Annotated in this window: 20 protein-coding genes; 9 read left to right on the forward strand and 11 right to left on the reverse strand. The window is 69.2% G+C overall.

From position 1 onward, the window contains the following. Positions 1-41 precede the first annotated feature (41 nt). Complete coding sequence (locus ACZ4WS_RS39735) at positions 42-791, forward strand: trypsin-like serine peptidase (protein ID WP_467987997.1); 750 nt, start codon at positions 42-44, stop codon at positions 789-791. Here the strand turns inward: ACZ4WS_RS39735 and ACZ4WS_RS39740 are convergent. Then, positions 788-1,459 carry a hypothetical protein gene (locus ACZ4WS_RS39740; protein ID WP_467987998.1) on the reverse strand — a complete coding sequence of 224 codons (672 nt, stop codon included), beginning with the start codon at positions 1,457-1,459 and terminating at the stop codon, positions 788-790. The two genes, ACZ4WS_RS39735 and ACZ4WS_RS39740, sit on opposite strands and share 4 nt — an antisense overlap. 88 nt (positions 1,460-1,547) lie before the next feature. Between ACZ4WS_RS39740 and ACZ4WS_RS39745 the strand changes: the two genes are divergently transcribed. Further along, positions 1,548-2,555 carry a bifunctional lytic transglycosylase/C40 family peptidase gene (locus tag ACZ4WS_RS39745; RefSeq protein ID WP_467987999.1) on the forward strand — a complete coding sequence of 336 codons (1,008 nt, stop codon included), beginning with the start codon at positions 1,548-1,550 and terminating at the stop codon, positions 2,553-2,555. Between the two features lie 214 nt (positions 2,556-2,769). Next, positions 2,770-3,468: a phosphatase PAP2 family protein gene (locus ACZ4WS_RS39750; protein ID WP_467988001.1), complete on the forward strand. Its 699-nt coding sequence runs from the start codon at positions 2,770-2,772 to the stop codon at positions 3,466-3,468. Positions 3,469-3,562: 94 nt separating this feature from the next. Here ACZ4WS_RS39750 and ACZ4WS_RS39755 read toward each other — a convergent pair whose 3' ends face one another. After that, positions 3,563-5,134 (reverse strand): FAD-binding oxidoreductase, encoded by a 1,572-nt coding sequence (locus ACZ4WS_RS39755; protein WP_467988002.1) that lies wholly within the window; start codon positions 5,132-5,134, stop codon positions 3,563-3,565. Between the two features lie 91 nt (positions 5,135-5,225). Continuing rightward, positions 5,226-5,396 (reverse strand): hypothetical protein, encoded by a 171-nt coding sequence (locus ACZ4WS_RS39760; RefSeq protein WP_467988003.1) that lies wholly within the window; start codon positions 5,394-5,396, stop codon positions 5,226-5,228. Positions 5,397-5,515: 119 nt separating this feature from the next. Here ACZ4WS_RS39760 and ACZ4WS_RS39765 point away from each other — a divergent pair, with 119 nt between their 5' ends. After that, the gene (locus ACZ4WS_RS39765) at positions 5,516-6,355 is read left to right on the forward strand and encodes an SCO4651 family lipoprotein (RefSeq protein ID WP_467988005.1); all 840 of its coding nucleotides are present in this window, start codon (positions 5,516-5,518) and stop codon (positions 6,353-6,355) included. Between the two features lie 130 nt (positions 6,356-6,485). Continuing rightward, positions 6,486-6,680: a hypothetical protein gene (locus tag ACZ4WS_RS39770; RefSeq protein ID WP_467988006.1), complete on the forward strand. Its 195-nt coding sequence runs from the start codon at positions 6,486-6,488 to the stop codon at positions 6,678-6,680. 131 nt (positions 6,681-6,811) lie between these two features. Here ACZ4WS_RS39770 and ACZ4WS_RS39775 read toward each other — a convergent pair whose 3' ends face one another. Continuing rightward, a complete protein-coding gene (locus tag ACZ4WS_RS39775; RefSeq protein WP_467988007.1) occupies positions 6,812-7,180 on the reverse strand; it encodes a metal-sensitive transcriptional regulator in 369 nt (122 codons plus the stop codon). 245 nt (positions 7,181-7,425) lie between these two features. On the opposite strand from ACZ4WS_RS39775, the gene ACZ4WS_RS39780 reads away from it, so the two are divergent. The 3 genes from ACZ4WS_RS39780 (at position 7,426) to ACZ4WS_RS39790 (ending at position 9,635) form a co-directional block, all read left to right on the forward strand. Beyond that, the gene (locus ACZ4WS_RS39780) at positions 7,426-8,046 is read left to right on the forward strand and encodes a DUF47 domain-containing protein (RefSeq protein WP_327429850.1); all 621 of its coding nucleotides are present in this window, start codon (positions 7,426-7,428) and stop codon (positions 8,044-8,046) included. Positions 8,047-8,053: 7 nt separating this feature from the next. Then, entirely contained in the window at positions 8,054-9,052 is a 999-nt protein-coding gene (locus tag ACZ4WS_RS39785) for an inorganic phosphate transporter (protein WP_467988009.1), read from the forward strand. A gap of 166 nt (positions 9,053-9,218) precedes the next feature. Next, on the forward strand, positions 9,219-9,635 hold the full coding sequence (locus tag ACZ4WS_RS39790; RefSeq protein ID WP_467988010.1) for a hypothetical protein: 417 nt from the start codon (positions 9,219-9,221) through the stop codon (positions 9,633-9,635). Positions 9,636-9,825: 190 nt separating this feature from the next. Here the strand turns inward: ACZ4WS_RS39790 and pstB are convergent, their stop codons facing one another. From pstB to ACZ4WS_RS39825, 7 genes are all read right to left on the reverse strand, one after another. Next, the gene (gene pstB, locus ACZ4WS_RS39795) at positions 9,826-10,602 is read right to left on the reverse strand and encodes a phosphate ABC transporter ATP-binding protein PstB (protein ID WP_467988011.1); all 777 of its coding nucleotides are present in this window, start codon (positions 10,600-10,602) and stop codon (positions 9,826-9,828) included. Between the two features lie 39 nt (positions 10,603-10,641). Beyond that, positions 10,642-11,706: a phosphate ABC transporter permease PstA gene (gene pstA / locus ACZ4WS_RS39800; protein ID WP_467988013.1), complete on the reverse strand. Its 1,065-nt coding sequence runs from the start codon at positions 11,704-11,706 to the stop codon at positions 10,642-10,644. After that, positions 11,703-12,710 carry a phosphate ABC transporter permease subunit PstC gene (gene pstC / locus ACZ4WS_RS39805; protein ID WP_467988014.1) on the reverse strand — a complete coding sequence of 336 codons (1,008 nt, stop codon included), beginning with the start codon at positions 12,708-12,710 and terminating at the stop codon, positions 11,703-11,705. The genes pstA and pstC overlap by 4 nt, the downstream gene beginning before the upstream one ends. Before the next feature lie 103 nt (positions 12,711-12,813). Further along, positions 12,814-13,941, reverse strand: a complete 1,128-nt coding sequence (gene pstS / locus ACZ4WS_RS39810; RefSeq protein WP_467988015.1) for a phosphate ABC transporter substrate-binding protein PstS — start codon at positions 13,939-13,941, stop codon at positions 12,814-12,816. A 358-nt stretch (positions 13,942-14,299) separates the two neighbouring features. Next, the gene (locus ACZ4WS_RS39815; RefSeq protein ID WP_467988016.1) at positions 14,300-14,743 is read right to left on the reverse strand and encodes an NUDIX hydrolase; all 444 of its coding nucleotides are present in this window, start codon (positions 14,741-14,743) and stop codon (positions 14,300-14,302) included. Between the two features lie 16 nt (positions 14,744-14,759). After that, complete coding sequence (locus ACZ4WS_RS39820) at positions 14,760-15,890, reverse strand: CHAD domain-containing protein (protein ID WP_467988018.1); 1,131 nt, start codon at positions 15,888-15,890, stop codon at positions 14,760-14,762. Next, positions 15,871-18,102: an RNA degradosome polyphosphate kinase gene (locus ACZ4WS_RS39825; protein WP_467988019.1), complete on the reverse strand. Its 2,232-nt coding sequence runs from the start codon at positions 18,100-18,102 to the stop codon at positions 15,871-15,873. Before ACZ4WS_RS39825 ends, ACZ4WS_RS39820 begins: the two co-directional genes overlap by 20 nt. Here ACZ4WS_RS39825 and ACZ4WS_RS39830 point away from each other — a divergent pair. Then, a complete protein-coding gene (locus ACZ4WS_RS39830; protein ID WP_467988020.1) occupies positions 18,101-18,328 on the forward strand; it encodes a hypothetical protein in 228 nt (75 codons plus the stop codon). The two genes, ACZ4WS_RS39825 and ACZ4WS_RS39830, sit on opposite strands and share 2 nt — an antisense overlap. Positions 18,329-18,439: the final 111 nt, after the last annotated feature.

Consider the following 18,439-nt stretch of genomic DNA (forward strand, 5'->3'; position numbering starts at 1 on the left):
CCCAGGGTTTTTCTCAGGACTGCGGGAAAGAGTGAGCTCTGATGAAGCGCACCACCCGTCCCCCCGGTACCCGTCGGCACGCCCTGTTCGGTGCGGTCGTGCTGTTGGCAGTCACGTCCTCCTCCGTGGCGGCCGCGGACGCCGGTCCGGGGCCGCTCGGGGTGACGGTCCAGGCCGCCGCGACCGCGCAGAGCGCCCGGGTGGGCGCGCTGTTCCACGGGAGCGGCGGGCACTTCTGTACGGCGTCGGTGGTGCGCAGCGAGGGGCGGGATCTCATCGTGACCGCCGCGCACTGCGTGGACGACGGCGGGGCGCTCCGGTTCGCCCCCGGATACCGGGACGGCAGGGCGCCGTACGGGTACTGGCAGGTCGAGCGGACGTACATCGCCGAGCAGTGGACGGACGCGGGCGACGAGGACAGCGATGTCGCCTTCGCCGTCCTCGCCGCTCAGGACGGGAAGACGGTCGAGGGCGTCGTCGGGGGGAACGTGTTCGCCGCCCGGCGTGCCACCGGGGCCACCGGGGTGACCGTCACCGGGTACCCCAACTCCCTCGACGCACCCATCACCTGCACCAACAAGCCCACCGTCCACAGCCGTACACAGCAGCGCATCGAATGTCCGGCCTTCGCCGCGGGGACGAGCGGCAGCCCCTGGGTGAACGGCGACGGGGAAGTCGTCGGCGTCATCGGCGGGCACCTGCAGGGCGGGGACACCGACGACGTCTCGTACAGCGTCGTCTTCGGGGACGAGGCCGCGGGGCTCTATCGCCAGGCCGTCATGTCGAGCTAGCTCGACATCTCGTTGGAGATGTACGCGGCGAGCCAGAGCAGCGGCAGGAGCAGGACCACATACGCCAGCGGGCGTTGAAGGACCGGCTTGCCCTGGTCCATGACGATCCCGGTCGGGGACGGCATCGCCGGGTGCGGCAGCTTGCCGATCTTCACGCGTACGAACAGGTTCCACAGCAGCGTGAGCGGCGTGAACAGGGCCAGTGACACCGGGCTCCACCAGCCGCCCGCCAGGGTCTTCGTCGTCATGTCCCGGTGGATCGCGGTGGCGCAGGAGCGGCAGAACGGGCCCTCCATCTTGGAGAACCGCATCGCGACCAGCAGACCCGTGTGCTGACGGATGGTCATGTCCTTGGCGGGCTGTGCGGCGCATATGCGGCAGCCGGGGGTCAGGGGCGGGGCGGCTGCGGCCCCGGCCGGGGCCTGGTAGGCGTATGCCGGGTTCTGGCCGTAGGCCGGGTTTTGGCCGTATGCCGGGTTCTGGGCGCAGTCGGGGTTCTGGCCCTGCGCCGGGGCCTGGGCGTACGGGTTGTGGCCGTACGCGGAGTCCTGCGCGTACGGGTTCTGGCCGTACGCCGGCGCAGTCGGCGCCCCGTTTGGCGCGTAACCGCCTTGCGGGGCAAAGGGGTTGCCCTGGGGCGGGTTCGGGTGCTGGGGCGGGGTCGCCACGTGCGGGTTCTCCTCGTATGTGATCGTCCCGTCGCGCGGGGGCCGCCTCTACACTGGCGGCGGCGGACTCCTGGGCAGCGAGGGGCGGTTGACGGTGCGTAAGGCATGGATCGTAGCGACCGCTGCCGTCGGGGCAGGGCTCAGCTTCGTGATGCTGCTCGTCGTCGGCGTCTACATGGTCGCGGGGAACCTCGCCAACGGGATCGGCGGAGGATCCGTCGGGCTCGCCAAGGGGGCCGTGCCCGCCGCGTACCAGACCCTCGTCCAGCAGTGGGGCAATCTCTGCCGCGCGATCAACCCGGCACTGCTGGCCGCCCAGCTGTATCAGGAGAGCGGGTTCAATCCGAAGGCCCAGAGTCCGGCGAAAGCGGAAGGAATAGCGCAATTCATCCCGGGGACCTGGGCCACGCAGGGAGTCGACGGCGACGGGGACGGCGACCGCGACGTATGGGATCCGAATGACGCGATTCCGTCGGCCGCTTCGTACGACTGCAAGCTCGCGTCGTACGTGAAGGACGCGCCGGGGAACGTGACCGAGAACATGCTCGCCGCCTACAACGCGGGCGCGTACGCGGTCATCAAGTACGGGGGCGTGCCGCCGTACAAAGAGACCCAGAACTACGTGAAGACGATCACGACGCTGTCGAAGAGCTTCGCCCGGCCCGTGACCCGGGTGGACCCCTCCAAGCAGGCCGCGGCGGCCATCTCGTACGCGCAGAAGAAGCTCGGCACGCCCTACCTGTGGGGCGGGAACGGCACCGCCGACCAGGGCGGACGCTTCGACTGCTCGGGGCTGACGAAGGCCGCGTACGAGAGTGTGGGGGTGACCCTGCCGCGGGTCGCCAACGACCAGTACAACGCCGGGCCGCACCCGAAGAGGGAAGAGCTGCTGCCGGGGGACCTCGTCTTCTTCTCGGACGACCTCACCGACTCGCGGGCCATCCGGCATGTCGGGATCTACGTGGGCGGCGGGTACATGATCGACGCGCCGAGGACCGGTGCCGTCATCCGCTTCGACCCCGTCGACACCCCCGATTACTTCGGAGCCACCCGGGTGACAGAAGATGGCGCGAAAGCATTGCCCACCAGTGTGTGAACCCACCCCCTGAGCTGCGGAGATGTATCTCTCTTCGATAACGTCTGCGTGATCATTCCGTGGAGGGTGGAACGTAGTGGAGGGGACTGTGCGTTCCTTTTGACGTAGCGCTGATCTATGACGCGGTTCTAGCGGTTCTACGACCACGGGGGTGGATCGGGCGGCGCACGAACGGGTGCGCTCGCGGGAATGACGACGAAGGGGCCGCAGCACCATGGCTGGACTCGCCGAATCCGGTTCGAACCCCGACGTCGACCTGCTCTACGACATCAATGGCCTGGCCAAGGACGCGCCGCACTGGTTCGACCGGGGCATGGAGTTCGTCGGTGAGTACGGGCTGCTGCTCGCCATGGTCCTGCTGGTGCTGTGGTGCTGGTGGACCGTGCGGCGGAGGGGCGGCGAGGGTGCCGCGCCGTCCGTGGCCGCGCTCGTGTGGGCGCCGCTGGCTGCCGGTATCGCGGTGCTGGTGAACGTCCCCATAAGGGGCTTCGTGGAGAGACCCCGCCCCTTTGTCGACCACCAAGGGCTTGATGTGCTGGTGAGCGGCAAGACCGACTTCTCCTTCGTGAGCGATCACGCGACGCTGACGATGGCGATGGGGGTCGGGCTGTTCGTCGCCAACCGGAAGTTCGGGCTCGTGGGGATAGGGCTCGCGCTGCTCGAGGGCTTCTGCCGGGTCTACATGGGCGTGCACTATCCGACGGACGTCGTGGGCGGGTTCGCGCTCGGGACGGCTGTCGCGTTGCTGTTGTCCCCGCTGGCCATGGCTCTGCTGACGCCGGTCATGAAGGCGGTGGAGCGGTCGGCGCGGGGTGGGTGGCTGATTCGGGCCCGCGTGTCGGCTGTGAGTCAGGACGCGCTGATTCCGGGGGCCCGGGCCGAGCGGCCTGACGAGCGGGATCTGGCCGCGTAGTTCTTTCGCCCCCGGCGCCCCTGCCCTTCCCGTCCTGGGGCTCCGCCCCCAGACCCCGCTCCTCAAACGCCGGAGGGGCTGAATCCTTGGTCCCCTACAGCGCCTGGGGATACGTGAAGAAGCGGTTCGGGTCGTACTGCTGCTTCAGGGCCGTCAGGCGGGTGGCCGCGTCGCCGTAGTACGCCTTGCGCCAGTTGGTGAGGGTGGGGTCGGTGTAGTTCTGGTAGGCGGCGCCGGAGGCGTGGCGGGACATGGCGGAGTGGGCGGCGGTGAGCCAGGACTGGGCGGTGGTGCCGGAGGTGCCCGCCTGCCACGAGGCGATGTACTGGGCGAGCATGCGGGAGCGGCGGTGGACGAACGCCGTGGAGGTGGGGCTGACGCGGTTGACCGCTCCGCCGAGGGCCGTGAGCGCGATGCTGCCCGCGCCGCCTCGCACCGATGAGATCTGGTTCAGGAGTGTCTGGACACCGGCGGCCGAGATCGAGCGGTCGAAGAAGTCCGAGCGGGCCGCGTAGGTCTCACGGCCGAGGGCGCCCTGCGGGGAGCGGCCCGGTGTGGAGCCTGGCAGGTGGCACTGGGCGTCGGTCGAGAAGGACGAGCAGCCCGCGTACACCTCCATCGAGTCCTCGTACGAGCGCTTCTTGAGGGAGACGCTGCGCGCGGGTGCGCCGATCTTGTCGGCGAGGCGGTCGACGGCGTTCTGGAGCTCGCCGTACGTGCCGAGGGAGAAGGCCGCGACGGAGACCGTGGGCGTGCCCCCGGGCGCGTTCGCGAGGTGGCACGACGACCAGATCTCGTCCGGCTGGTCCGGGCCCCACTCCTGCCAGGCCTTCACCACGGCGGCGGCCTTCGACCAGGGCCAGGTCATGTACGCGGAGACGGCCTGCGGGGCCGGGTGGGTCTTGAAGCGCAGCTCGGTGACGACACCGAAGTTGCCGTTGCCGGCGCCGCGCAGGGCCCAGAAGAGGTCCTTGTTGTCGGTGGCGTTCGCGACGAGTTGCTTGCCGTCCGCCGTGATCAGCGTCGCCTGGGTGAGGCTGTCGCAGGTCAGCCCGTACGCCCGGGACACCACGCCGTGGCCGCCGCCGAGGGTCAGGCCGGAGACGCCGACCGTGGGGCAGGAGCCCGCGGGGATGGTGACGCCCTTCGCGGCGAGGGCGCGATAGACGTCGATCAGCTTGGAACCGGCACCGACCACCGCCTCGTTGGCGCTCGCCCGGATCTTGTTCAGCTTGGAGACGTCGATGACCAGGCGGCCGTCGCCGGAGGACCAGCCCGCGTAGGAGTGGCCGCCGTTGCGGATCGACACCTTGATGCCGTGGGCGCGGGCGTAGTCCATGGTGGTGCGTATGTCGTCCGCGTGGGCGATGTACGCGACGGCGGCGGGCTTCAGGGTGTCGAAGCGGGTGTTGTACAGCTGGTGGGCGGCCGGCCAGGTGTGGTCGCCGGGGCGGACGAGCGCGCCGTCCAGCTGCGCGGACAGGGCGGTCCAGTTCGCGGCGGCGGCGCGGGTGCTGGTGGTGGCCGTACGTATGCCCGTGGGCGTGCTCGTGGTCGCTTGTGTCGCGGCCCCCGACGACTTCGTGTCGCCGCTGCCTTCGCACGCCGACGTCGCCGCCGCCGCGAGTGCGGCGGTGGCTCCGCCGATGAACGTACGCCGTTGCATGTGCGCCTCCCGTTGGTTCCCGTGGAACGAGACGGGCCCTCGCGCCCAAGGGTTCCACGGGGGAAAGCCACAGAACTGCTACAGCGTTCAGTCAGGCGAGCAGGTGTTCGGTATGGCCGTCCGCGTCCGCGCGGGCCAGGCTGCGCGCCCGGCGGGCCGGACCTCTCCAGCCGCAGGTGCAGCGGGCCAGGCAGAAGCGGCCTTGCTCGACCGTGATCGTGCGGTGTTCCGGGGCGGGGTGGATCTCGTCCTGCTGGGCCACGGCGACAACGTTACCCAAGGCAAGTGAACGGTCCACAGCCGCGTGACGGGCGACCCTACCCGTCGTTAACCGAAACGACGGGGAGGGCCCGGGACGGACCGGCTGGGGGTCGGCAGGCGATGGTGGCGCAGCAGGTAAGGCGGCCCGGCTGGGCGGTCGTCGCGGTCGCGGTGACGGGTCTCATGGTCTGTGGTGCCGGGTGCTCGGGCGGCGGGGCGGCCGCCGAGGACGCCCGCGACGGTGCGGAGGGCGTCGAGCTGCTGCACCGGGCCGCCGCCACGCTGGAGCGCGCGGGCAGCTCGAAGGCCCGTACGTCCATGGAGATGGCCACCGGCGGGACGAGGGTCACCATCCGTGGTGAGGGTGTGTACGACTTCATGGAGCAGCGGGGACAGCTCAAGGTGCTGCTGCCGCAGGACCCCGCGGGCACGGAGGAGCACCGGCCGATCACCGAACTCCTCGCCCCGGGCGCCCTGTTCATGAAGAACCGCGGCGCCGGTGTCCCCGCCGACAAGTGGGTCCGCGTCGACATCGCCGGACTCTCCGACGGAAACCTGGTGACGGGCGGCGCCACCGACCCGTACGCGGCGGCCGAATTGCTGCGCGGGGCGCGGACGGCGACGTATATGGGGAGGACCGAGGTCGCCGGGACGCCGGTGCGGCACTATCGCGGCACCGCCGACCTCGACATCGCCGCGCGGAGCGCGTCGAAGGCGAACCGGAAGGCGCTGAAGGCCGCGGCGAAAGGGTTCGCCACCGCCGAAGTGCCGTTCGACGCCTACCTCGACGACCAGGGGCGGCTGCGCAAGGTCCGCCACCGGTTCAGCTTTGTCAACGGGCAGCAGAAGGGCACCGTCGCGGTCGCCTCGACGACCTTGCTGTACGACTTCGGGGTCCCCGCCCACGTACAACTGCCGGACTCCGGGGACATCTTCGCCGGGAAGATCGTCGAGCAGTAGGGCGGTGGCATGGGGTTCGGGGGAGTGGGCAGTAGGAGGGCTTGGGGGGGCCGGAAATGGCCCTTCCGTGCCATGCGCGGTGTGTAGGCCGCTCCCTACTCTAGGAAGTCGGTGACGGCAGGAAGAGGTGATGCACGTGGCTCCGGTCGGCGGTACGGCAGTTCAGGACCACGTGGCCCTCGCCGAGATCGAGCTGTGCGGTGACCTGATCATCGCGGCTTCGGCCGCCCACGAGGACCGGCTGAGCCTTGAGAGCATCGACGAGGTCCTGAAAGTAACCGAAGAACGTGCCCATGAGGATGGGCACGAGAGGGATACGGACTAGTACTCCGGGCCCCTCGCGGGCGTGGCCCGGTCCCCGCCACGCTTCACCGCCCGTACGTCCGCCGCTCGTACGCCCGTACTTGCGCTCGCGCTGACCGCGTACTTCCCCCGGCGCCTTCCCCGCCTGCTTCCTCACGTACGCAGCAGTCGCCCGATCGCCTTCGTCGCCTCGTCGACCTTCGCGTCGATCTCGTCGCCGCCCTTGAGGGCCGCGTCCGCGACGCAGTGGCGCAGGTGCTCCTCCAGGAGCTGGAGGGCGAAGGACTGCAGGGCCTTGGTGGAGGCGGAGACCTGGGTGAGTATGTCGATGCAGTAGACGTCCTCGTCGACCATCCGCTGCAGACCGCGGATCTGGCCCTCGATGCGGCGCAGGCGCTTGAGGTGCTCGTCCTTCTGCTTGTGGTAGCCGTGGATGCCGCGGTCGTGGTCGGTCACGATCTCCTGCACGGCTTCTTCCGCATCGCCGGAGGGCGCCGTCGCGCCGGCCTCGGTGGTCGTCATCGCGTCCTCCTGCTGGATTGGTCCGGTGCATCGGTGAAGCTGCCTGAAACGCCACTTACATATACCCCTGGTAGGTATATGGTATCGAACTTTGCTGGGTATGGAGCCCTTGCCCGCTGCCCGAACCGGACCCTGTGCTGATCACTGTGCCCGATGGGCGACACTGGGGGACGGCCCATTAGCCGTGGCCGGATGATGCGCCTAGCATCAGCCTGACCGAACCGAAGCACCCCGAGGACCCCAACGTGCGCTTTCGTCTGACCCCCAGGGAGACGAGCTTCTACGACATGTTCTCCGCGTCTGCGGACAACATCGTCACGGGCTCGAAACTCCTCATGGAACTGCTCGGGGCGGACACCGCCGGCCGGGCCGAGATCGCAGAGCGTATGCGGGCCGCGGAACACGCCGGTGACGACGCCACGCACGCGATCTTCCACCAGCTGAACTCCTCCTTCATCACGCCGTTCGACCGCGAGGACATCTACAACCTGGCCTCGTCCCTCGACGACATCATGGACTTCATGGAGGAGGCCGTCGACCTGGTCGTGCTGTACCAGGTCGAGGAGCTTCCCAAGGGTGTGGAGCAGCAGATCGAGGTGCTGGCCCGCGCGGCCGAGCTGACCGCCGAGGCCATGCCGAACCTGCGGACCATGGACAACCTCACCGAGTACTGGATCGAGGTCAACCGTCTGGAGAACCAGGCCGACCAGATCCACCGCAAGCTGCTCGCCCACCTCTTCAATGGCAAGTACGACGCCATGGACGTGCTGAAGCTCAAGCAGATCGTGGATGTGCTGGAGGAGGCGGCGGACGCCTTCGAGCACGTGGCCAACACGGTGGAGACCATCGCGGTCAAGGAGTCCTGACCCCTTCATGGACACCTTTGCACTGATCGTGACCATTGGCGTCGCGCTCGGATTCACGTACACGAACGGCTTCCACGACTCGGCGAACGCGATCGCCACGTCGGTGTCCACGCGGGCGCTGACCCCGCGGGCCGCGCTCGCCATGGCCGCGGTGATGAACCTGGCCGGTGCGTTCCTCGGCAGCGGTGTCGCCAAGACGGTCAGCGAGGGGCTGATCCAGACGCCCGAGGGTTCCAAGGGGATGGGCATCCTCTTCGCCGCGCTGATCGGCGCGATCACCTGGAACCTCGTCACCTGGTACTTCGGTCTGCCGTCCTCGTCCTCGCACGCTCTGTTCGGCGGCATGGTGGGCGCGGCGCTGGCGGGCGGGACGACGGTGTACTGGTCCGGCGTCCTCGACAAGATCGTCATCCCGATGTTCCTGTCGCCGGTTGTCGGTCTGATCGTCGGCTACCTCGTGATGGCCGCGATCATGTGGCTGTTCCGGCGGTCCAACCCGCACAAGGCCAAGCGCGGTTTCCGTATCGCGCAGACGGTGTCCGCGGCCGGCATGGCGCTCGGTCACGGTCTCCAGGACGCGCAGAAGACCATGGGCATCGTGGTGATGGCCCTGGTCATCGGAGACGTTCAGAAGCAGGGCGACCCGATCCCGGTCTGGGTGAAGATCGTCTGCGCGGCGATGCTGTCCCTCGGCACGTACGCGGGTGGGTGGCGGATCATGCGGACGCTCGGGCGCAAGATCATTGAGCTCGACCCGCCGCAGGGGTTCGCCGCAGAGACGACCGGCGCGTCGATCATGTTCGCCACGGCGTACATCTTCAAGGCGCCGATCTCCACGACCCACGTCATCACCTCCGCGATCATGGGCGTCGGCGCCACCAAGCGCGTGAACGCCGTTCGCTGGGGCGTCGCCAAGAACATCGTCCTGGGGTGGTTCATCACCATGCCGGCGGCGGGGTTGGTGGCTGCCGCCAGCTTCTGGGTCGTGAACCTGGCGTTCCTGTAGCACTCCCGCCGCACCAGTGCATGGCCCGCTCCGACTTCCGGAGCGGGCCATTCCTGTGAATGCGCAACTACTTTCGCGGAATCCGGATGGCGCCACCGGGGCCGCTGCTAGCTTCTGGGGATCAAGCGTTCGAATTGAACGCGCCATACGAGGGTGGGGGTCCCCTATGTCCAAACTTCGTCGGCACCTCATGTCCGGGGCGGGAGTGGCGTCGGCTCTCACGGGCCTTCTCCTCTACGCCGCCTCCCCCGCGTCGGCCCAAACGGTCGAGGTCGTCACCCACGAGACGAGCGCGTACCTCTACCAGGCCGGATCCATGTACTTCGAGAGCTACGGAGACCAGTTCGGGGTCTGCGACAACTGGAAGGACGGCGCGGGCGTCATCGGCTACTGGAAGGTCGGCAGCGGCGGCACCGTGCACTCGATCTATGACGGCAACGGCTACGGCGAGTGCGAGTACGAGAACCACAACGTCGCCGAGACCTCCTACGTGTACATCAAGGTCTGCATCCGGAACGACGGTGACGTCATCGAGGCCACCTGCAGCGACTGGGACAAGCAGTACGCGGGCAGCCCAGTGTAGGACTGATGTTCGATTCTGGGGAGGAAGGCATGTCAGCTCTGGGCAAGCGCCTTCTGTACGTCGGGGGAACGGTCACGGTGCCGCGGCCGCGACAATGAGCGGGCCCGCCCCCGGGAGCCAGGGGCGGGCCCTTCTCGTCCTCGCGGTGGCACCGCCATGCAGCACCGCGAGGGGTATGTGAGGCGTCGGCTCAGCCGAAGCGGCCCGAGATGTAGTCCTCGGTGGCCTGGACCGACGGGTTGGAGAAGATGCGCTCCGTGTCGTCGATCTCGATGAGCCTGCCGGGCTGGCCGACCGCGGCCAGGTTGAAGAACGCGGTGCGGTCGGAGACGCGGGCGGCCTGCTGCATGTTGTGCGTCACGATGACGATCGTGAAGCGCTCCTTGAGCTCGCCGATCAGGTCCTCGATGGCGAGGGTGGAGATCGGGTCCAGGGCCGAGCAGGGCTCGTCCATGAGCAGGACCTGGGGCTCGACCGCGATCGCGCGGGCGATGCAGAGACGCTGCTGCTGGCCGCCGGACAGGCCCGAGCCGGGCTTGTTCAGGCGGTCCTTGACCTCGTTCCAGAGGTTCGCGCCCTTGAGGGACTTCTCGACGATGTCGCTGAGCTCGGACTTCTTGTAGGAGCCGTTGAGCTTCAGGCCCGCCGCCACGTTGTCGAAGATCGACATCGTGGGGAAGGGGTTGGGGCGCTGGAAGACCATGCCGATCGTGCGGCGCACGGCGACGGGGTCGATGCCCTGGCCGTACAGGTCCTCGTCGTCAAGGAGCACCTTGCCCTCCACACGCCCACCGGGGGTGACCTCGTGCATGCGGTTGAGGGTGCGCAGGAACGTCGACTTGCCGCAGCCGGAGGGGCCGATGAAGGCCGTCACCGAGCGGGGCTCGACCGTCATGGAGATGTCTTCGATTGCCTTGTGGGATCCGTAGTAGGCGGTGAGTCCGCTTACGTCGATTCGCTTGGCCATGGTGGTTACTTCTCTTCCGTACGTCGCTGATGGGCCGCGTCAGCGACCGGTCTTGGGGGCCTTCCAGCGGGCGATGCCGCGGGCCGCCAGGTTGAGGATCATCACGAAGGCGATCAGCGTGAGCGATGCCGCCCATGCCCTGTCGTACGCCGCGCCCGAGCCCGCACTGTTCGCGTACTGCTGGTAGATGTACAGCGGCAGCGACGCCTGCGCACCCTCGAAGGGGTTGGCGTTGATGAAGGGGTTGCCGAACACCAGCAGCAGCACCGGTGCGGTCTCGCCGGCGATACGGGCGATCGCCAGCATGATGCCGGTGGTGATACCGCCGATGGACGTCGGCAGAACCACCTTGAGGATGGTGCGCCACTTCGGGATGCCCAGGGCGAGGGAGGCCTCGCGCAGCTCGTTCGGTACGAGCTTGAGCATCTCCTCCGTGGAGCGGACCACGACCGGCATCATCAGGATGGCCAGCGCCAGCGAGCCGGCGAAGCCGAAGGGCTGCATGTCGAACATCAGCATCAGGCTGAGGATGAACAGACCGGCGACGATCGACGGGATGCCGGTCATCACGTCGACGAAGAAGGTGACGGCTCGGGCGAGGTTGCCGCGCCCGTACTCCACGAGGTAGATCGCGGTCAGGACACCGATCGGCGCGCCGATCAGGACGGCGAGGCCGACCTGCTCCAGGGAGCCGAGGATGGCGTGGTAGATACCGCCGCCCGGCTCGGTGTCGGCGACGACACCCATCGAGTGGGTCAGGAAGTAGGGGTCCAGGACCTTCACGCCGCGCTTGACGGTCGTCCAGATCAGGGAGGTCAGCGGCACCACGGCGAGGATGAAGGCGACCCAGACGAGCGAGGTCGCGATGCGGTCCTTGGCCTGGCGGCGGCCCTCGACGCGCGCGGCGATGCCGTATGTGCCGAGGACGAAGAGGATCGCGGCGATCAGGCCCCACTGGACCTTGCTGTCGAGGCCCGCGCCCACGCCGATGCCGATGGCGACGGCGACGGAGCCCACGGCGATCGCCCACTCGGACCACTTGGGGAGGGTGGCGCCGCGCAGGCTGGTGGGGCGCTTGGCGGTAACGGCTCCGGCGGTGCTCATGCGTTGGCCCCCGAGTACTCCTTGCGACGGGCGATGATCATGCGGGCCGCGCCGTTGACCAGCAGGGTGATGACGAACAGGACCAGACCGGAGGCGATGAGCGCGTCACGGCCGTCCGCCGTCGCCTCGCTGAACTTGCTGGCGATGTTCTGCGCGAAGGTGCCGCCGCCCGGGTCGAGCAGGCTGGCGTTGATCTCGAAGGTCGGGGAGAGGACCGTGGCGACGGCCATCGTCTCGCCGAGCGCGCGGCCGAGGCCGAGCATCGAGGCGGAGATCACGCCGGAGCGGCCGAAGGGCAGCACCGACATGCGGATGACCTCCCAGCGCGTGGCGCCGAGAGCCAGTGCGGCTTCCTCGTGCATCTGCGGAACCTGGCGGAAGACCTCGCGGCTCACGTTGGTGATGATCGGGAGGATCATGATCGCGAGCAGGATGCCGACGGTGAGCATCGAGCGGGGCGCGCCGCCCTGCCACTCGAAGATGCCGGTCCAGCCGAAGTAGTGGTTGAGCCAGCCGAAGAGGCCGTTCATGTGCGGTACCAGGACGAGGGCGCCCCAGAGGCCGTACACGATGGACGGGACGGCCGCGAGCAGGTCGACCACGTACGCGATGGTGCCGCTGAGCTTGCGCGGGGCGTAGTGCGTGGTGAAGAGCGCGATGGCCACCGCGACGGGAACGGCGATGACCATGGCGATGATCGAGGAGACCACCGTGCCGAAGGCCAGGACGGCGATGCCGAAGGTCGGCGGGATGAGGTTGGTGTTCCACTCGAAGGTGGTGAGGAAGTTGCCGTGGTCCTTGCTGATGGCGAGCGAGGCCCGGTAGGCCAGGAAGGCCGCGATGGCGGCCATGATCACCAGCAGCAGGATGCCCGACCCGCGGGTGAGACCGAGGAAGATCCGGTCACCGGGCCGAGTGGCGCCGCGGTCCGCACGCTTGTGCTGGGCCGCGGAAGGCTGAGGGGTGGGGGGAGGTGCTTCTTTGTTCTGTGTTGATATGTCCATCGGATTCTCCGGTCTGCAGAGCCGTACGTGGTGTGCGGCTCCCTGGCGGCGGTGCACCGGACGGTGCGGTCCGGTCCCGGGTGGGGACCGGACCGCACTCAGGTCAGCTCAGGCTCGCGACGGTGGTGCGAACCTTGGCGATGATGTCGGCGGGGATCGGCGCGTAGTCGTTCTCCGAGAGAACCTTCTGGCCGTCCTCGCTCGCGATGTAGGTCAGGAACGCCTTGGTGGCGGCCAGGGTGTCCGACTTGTTGCCCTTGTCACAGGCGATCTCGTACGTGACCAGGGTGATCGGGTAGGCGCCGTCGGCCGTGGTCTTGTAGTTCATCTGGAGGGCCAGGTCGGAGCCCGTGCCGACGACCTTGGCGTCCGCGATGGCCTTGGTGGCGCTGTCGGTGCTGGGGGCGACCGGCGCGCTGGCACCCGTGTCGATGGAGACGGTGTTGATGCCGTCCTTGGCGTACGACAGCTCCATGTAGCTGATGGCGCCGGAGGTCTGCTTGACCTGCTGGGCGACACCGGAGGACTGCGGAGCGGACTGGCCGCCCTTGGCCTGCCAGGCCTTGCCGCCGGAGTACTTCCAGTTGTCCGGGGTGGTGGCGATCAGGTACTTGGTGAAGTTGTCCGTGGTGCCGGACTCGTCCGAGCGGTGGAACGCCTGGATCTTGAGGTCGGGCAGCTTCGCGTCGGGGTTCAGCTTCGCGATCGCCGAGTCGTTCCAGTTGGTGATCTTGCTGTCGAAGATCTTGGCGAGGGTCGGGGCGTCCAGGACCAGGTTGCTGACACCCGGGACGTTGTAACCCACGGCGATCGGGCCGCCGACCATCGGGAGGTCGATGCCCTGGCCGCCGGAGCAGACCTTCTTGGAGGCGGTGACCTCTTCGGGCTTCAGCGCGGAGTCGGAACCGGCGAAGGCGACCGTCCCCTGCGTGAACGCGGTGACGCCGGCGCCGGAGCCGCCGCCCTTGTAGTTGATCTGCACGCCCGAGCAAGCGGCGGTGAACTGCTTGACCCAGGCGTCGATCGCGTTCTTCTGCGCGGAGGAGCCATCGGCGAGCAGCTGACCCTTGGCGCCGTCGCACTTGATGGAGCCGGCGTTGGCGGAGGCCGAGCTGTTCCCGCCGGCCTTGCCGCCGTTGTCGTCGGAGCCGCACGCCGTGAGGGCCAGGGCGCCGGAGACGGCGAGAGCACCGAGGGTGAGGGCCCGCCGGTTCATGCGCTGAAGCTTCACTTTCGGGAGTTCCTTCCAAGAGCCGCCGTCTGGTGGCGGCGTGCGGAGTGGGTGAAACGCGGTCTGTCACGCGGCGGACGCATCCAGGACGCGCTTCGCACCGTGTAAGGCCGAAATTAGGCAGATCAGGTGAAGCCGTCGATGGCCGTAAGTGAACGGGGGGTGAACCCCTGCGGTCGGTGCGGTGAGGTCACGGAACGCTTACGTCGAGGACACGGTGGCATTCCATTGGACGGGACCGTGGGACGACACGTGGGTTCGGGGCTGGGCGGGTGCGAGGCGCCGGTGACCGGGCAGGTGTACGGGGCTCGTGGCCGGGCGCGCGGTTGAGCGCGCCCCCTCCGGGGCGCGCTCATGCTCAGGCCATGTGCAAGGTGCTCAGTAGCGCGTCAACCAGGTCGCGGTCGCGGGGCTGGGTGAGGCGGTCGCGGGCCGCGTCCGGGGGGAGCCAGAGGATGCGGTCGACCTCGCGGTTGGGGGTGAAGTGGCCCTCCGTCGCCTCGGCGGCCCAATAGCTGACGTGCTTGGGGCGGCCGCCCGCGTAGTAGAGGACGGAGGGGAGACGGACGCCCGGCACACAGCGGTAGCCAGTCTCCTCCTCGACCTCGCGCACCGCACCCGCGAGCGGGTCCTCGCCGCGCTTGAGCTTGCCCTTCGGGTGCGACCAGTCGTCGTACTTCGGCCGGTGGACCAGACAGATCTCCAGCTCGCCGTCGACGGGGGAGCGGCGCCACAGGACGCAGCCCGCCGCCTGGACGGTGTTGTCGTCGGTCGTAGGGCTCATCGGGCTCGTCGGGCTCATGGGACCTCCACTCCCCTTACGGAGCGCGTACGGCTTCCTTCTGCCAGCTCTGCTGGAACGCGAACCGCGCCGCCTCCACCTCGTGCCGCTGGTCGGCGTGGAGCACGCCGAGCGCGTAGGCCGTTGCCGGGGCGATGCGCGGGGTGCGGGCCGCCGACGCCGCGGCCGAGGCCGCCTCCGCCGCGTCCCGGTGCCGGTTGAGGGCCTGGCCCGCGCCGAGGAGCCGTCCGTCCACGGGGATGTCCTCGCCGTAGAGGACCTCTCGGGCGTAGCGGTGCAGGCGCAGCAGCAGGCGGACCTGGTGCCAGGGGGCGTCCTGCGGCTGGGGCGCGGTGTCGGCGGAGAGGCCGTGGACGAGGGCCGCCGCGTTGTACGGGTGGCCCGCGGTGACCAGCGGCAGCGCGGTGACGGCGTCCGTCAGGCGGTCCTCCGCGGAAGCGGCCAGGAGCCGCAGGTCGGTGGTGGCCGCCGCCGGGGTCAGCGGGACCTCGCTCGCCAGGACGGCGACGCTGTCCGCGACCGCGTGGAAGCGGCTCGAACCAAGAGCTTGGAGCGCTGCCGAGTGGGCCCGGGTGCGGGCCAGGGTCAGCTGGCGGTCCAGCAGCGCGCCCGCTTTGGCGGCGCCCACCGTCAGGTGGCCGGTGGGCTGGGTGCGGGGGCCGGAGACGCCGGGTTCCGCCGGGACGGACTCCGCACCGGCGGAACGATGGGGCACGGCGGAAGCGGCGGCCGGCTGGACCGGGAACGCGGAGGAACCCGACAGGCGGTGCAGAGCCGCGAGCAGCCGCTCGAGCCGTGCCCCGTACGCGTGCTCCCTCGCCAACGTGCCCGACAGCCAGGCCAGTTCGGGGCGCATGCCCTCCGACCAGTCCGTGTCCAGCAGGGGCCGGAAGGTGTGGAGGGTGCCGCTGATGCGGCGGGCCGAGTGACGCAGGGCGCGGGCCGCGTCGACGGACTCCGCCGAGCCGTTCTCCCCCACTCTCGACTTCGCGCGAGCGGGGGGACCCCCGTCGGCGCCGGTCTCCCGGTGCAGGCGCAGCGCACGGAGGAACTCCGTTGCCTGGGCTCGCAGATAGCCCGCCAGGGCATCGCCGGAAACAGACCGGGCCGTGGAGTCGGTGGGGGGATCAAGGTGCTGCTGTGCCACGCCGGCGCCTCCGGGCGTCTATGAGCATCTCCTGGACGTTCCGCAGGGGCTGGCCTTCCGGGTCGGTCGCGTGTCGCGTCCACTCGCCGTCGGGGCCCAGGTGCCAGGAGGCGGTGGTGTCGGACATGCCGGTCTCCAGCAGCCGGTTGAGGGCTGCCCGGTGGGCCGGGTCGGTGACCCTGACCAGTGCCTCGATCCGCCGGTCGAGGTTGCGGTGCATCATGTCGGCGCTGCCGATCCACACCTCCGGCTCGCCGCCGTTGCCGAAGCCGAAGACCCGGGAGTGTTCGAGGAAGCGGCCGAGGATGGAGCGGACCCGAATGTTTTCGGACAGGCCCGTCACGCCGGGCCGGACCGCGCAGATCCCGCGCACCCACACGTCGACCGGTACTCCGGCCTGGGAGGCGCGGTACAGCGCGTCGATGATCGCCTCGTCCACCATCGAGTTGACCTTGATCCGGACGAACGCGGGGCGTCCGGCGTTGTGGTGCTGGACTTCCTTGTTGATCCGCGAAACCAGGCCGTCGCGCAGGGACTTGGGGGCGACGAGGAGCCGTCGGTAGGTCTCGCGGCGGGAGTAGCCGGAGAGCCGGTTGAAGAGGTCGGAGAGGTCCGCGCCGACCTGCGGATCGGCGGTGAGCAGTCCGATGTCCTCGTACAGCCGGGCCGTCTTGGGGTGGTAGTTGCCCGTGCCGACGTGGCAGTAGCGCCGCAGGGTGTCGCCCTCCTGCCGTACGACGAGCGACAGCTTGCAGTGGGTCTTCAGGCCGACGAGCCCGTACACGACATGGCAGCCCGCCTCCTCCAGCTTGCGGGCCCACTTGATGTTGGCCTGCTCGTCGAAGCGCGCCTTGATCTCGACCAGGACCAGGACCTGCTTGCCGGACTCGGCGGCGTCGATGAGCGCGTCGACTATCGGCGAGTCGCCCGAAGTCCGGTACAGGGTCTGCTTGATGGCCAGTACGTCCGGGTCCATCGCCGCCTGCTCCAGGAAGGCCTGGACGGAGGTGGAGAAGGAGTCGTACGGGTGGTGGAGGAGGACGTCCCGTTCGCGCAGGGCGGCGAAGATGTCGGGCGCGGACGCCGACTCGACCTCCGCGAGGTCGCGGTGGGTGCCCGCGATGAACTTCGGGTACTTCAGCTCGGGCCGGTCGAGGGCACCGATACCGAAGAGGCCGGTGAGGTCCAGGGGACCCGGCAGCGGGTACACCTCGGCCTCGGAGATCTTCAACTCCCGTACCAGCAGGTCGAGTACGTACCGGTCGATGGACTCCTCGACCTCCAGGCGCACCGGCGGCCCGAAGCGGCGCCGCATGAGCTCCTTCTCCAGCGCCTGGAGCAGGTTCTCGGCGTCGTCCTCCTCGACCTCCAGGTCCTCGTTCCGGGTGAGCCGGAACGTGTGGTGCTCCAGGACCTCCATGCCCGGGAAGAGCTCCTCCAGGTGGGCCGCTATGACGTCCTCGATGGGGACGAAGCGGTTCGGGGAGGCCTCCAGGAAGCGGGAGAGCAGCGGCGGGACCTTGACGCGGGCGAAGTGGCGGTGGCCGCTGACCGGGTTGCGTACGACGACGGCCAGGTTCAGGGACAGGCCGGAGATGTACGGGAAGGGGTGCGCGGGGTCGACCGCCAGCGGGGTCAGCACCGGGAAGATCTGGTGCCGGAAGAGCGTGAAGAGGCGGGCCTGCTCCTTCTCGGTCAGCTCGCTCCAGCGGACCAGGTGGATGCCCTCCTCCGCGAGCGCGGGGGCGACGTCCTCCTGGTAGCAGGCCGCGTGCCGGGCCATGAGCTCGCGCGAGCGGGCCCAGATCATCTCCAGGACCTCGCGGGGCTGCAGCCCGGACGCGGACTTCGTGGCGACACCCGTGGCGATGCGGCGCTTCAGGCCCGCCACCCGGACCATGAAGAACTCGTCCAGGTTGCTGGCGAAGATCGCGAGGAAATTCGCCCGTTCGAGGAGGGGCGTGTTCGGGTCCTCGGCGAGTTCCAGGACGCGCTCGTTGAACGCCAGCCAGCTGCGCTCCCGGTCCAGGAACCGGCCCTGCGGCAGGTGGATGCCGTCCTCCGCCGTGTCCTCGTACGCGTCGAGGTCGGCGTCGAGGTCCGGCTCGAGGTCGGAGACGTTCGCCGCCACGGTGTGCGGGCGGTGGGCGGCTATGGAGCCCACGGAGGGCTGCGGGTGCTGGACCTGTGCCTGGGCGCTGGGCTGGTTCATGGACCCATTCTTCCGCGCCGGGAGCGAGACCGGCGCGTCGGAGAGGGCGGGCGGCAGCGCGGCGAGGCGGATGTTCCCGTTCCGGATCACCGGCGGGGGCATGTTGCCGGTCGTCGGTGCGGGCGCGCTGCCGGTCGTCGTCGGTGCGGGCGGGCTCCCGGGCGTGGACGAGGGCTCGTTGTCCGGCGGCGGCGAAGGCTCGGGCACGGCGGGCTTCATTCGCTGAGCGTCGCAAGCCCGTCTGAATCGATGGTTACGGCGACATGACGTGCGGGATAGCGGGGGGCGGCTCCCGGACGTCTTTCAGTACACGCCCGGGAGCCTCGTACGCGCCCAC

The organism is Streptomyces sp. NPDC029292, assembly GCF_055569295.1.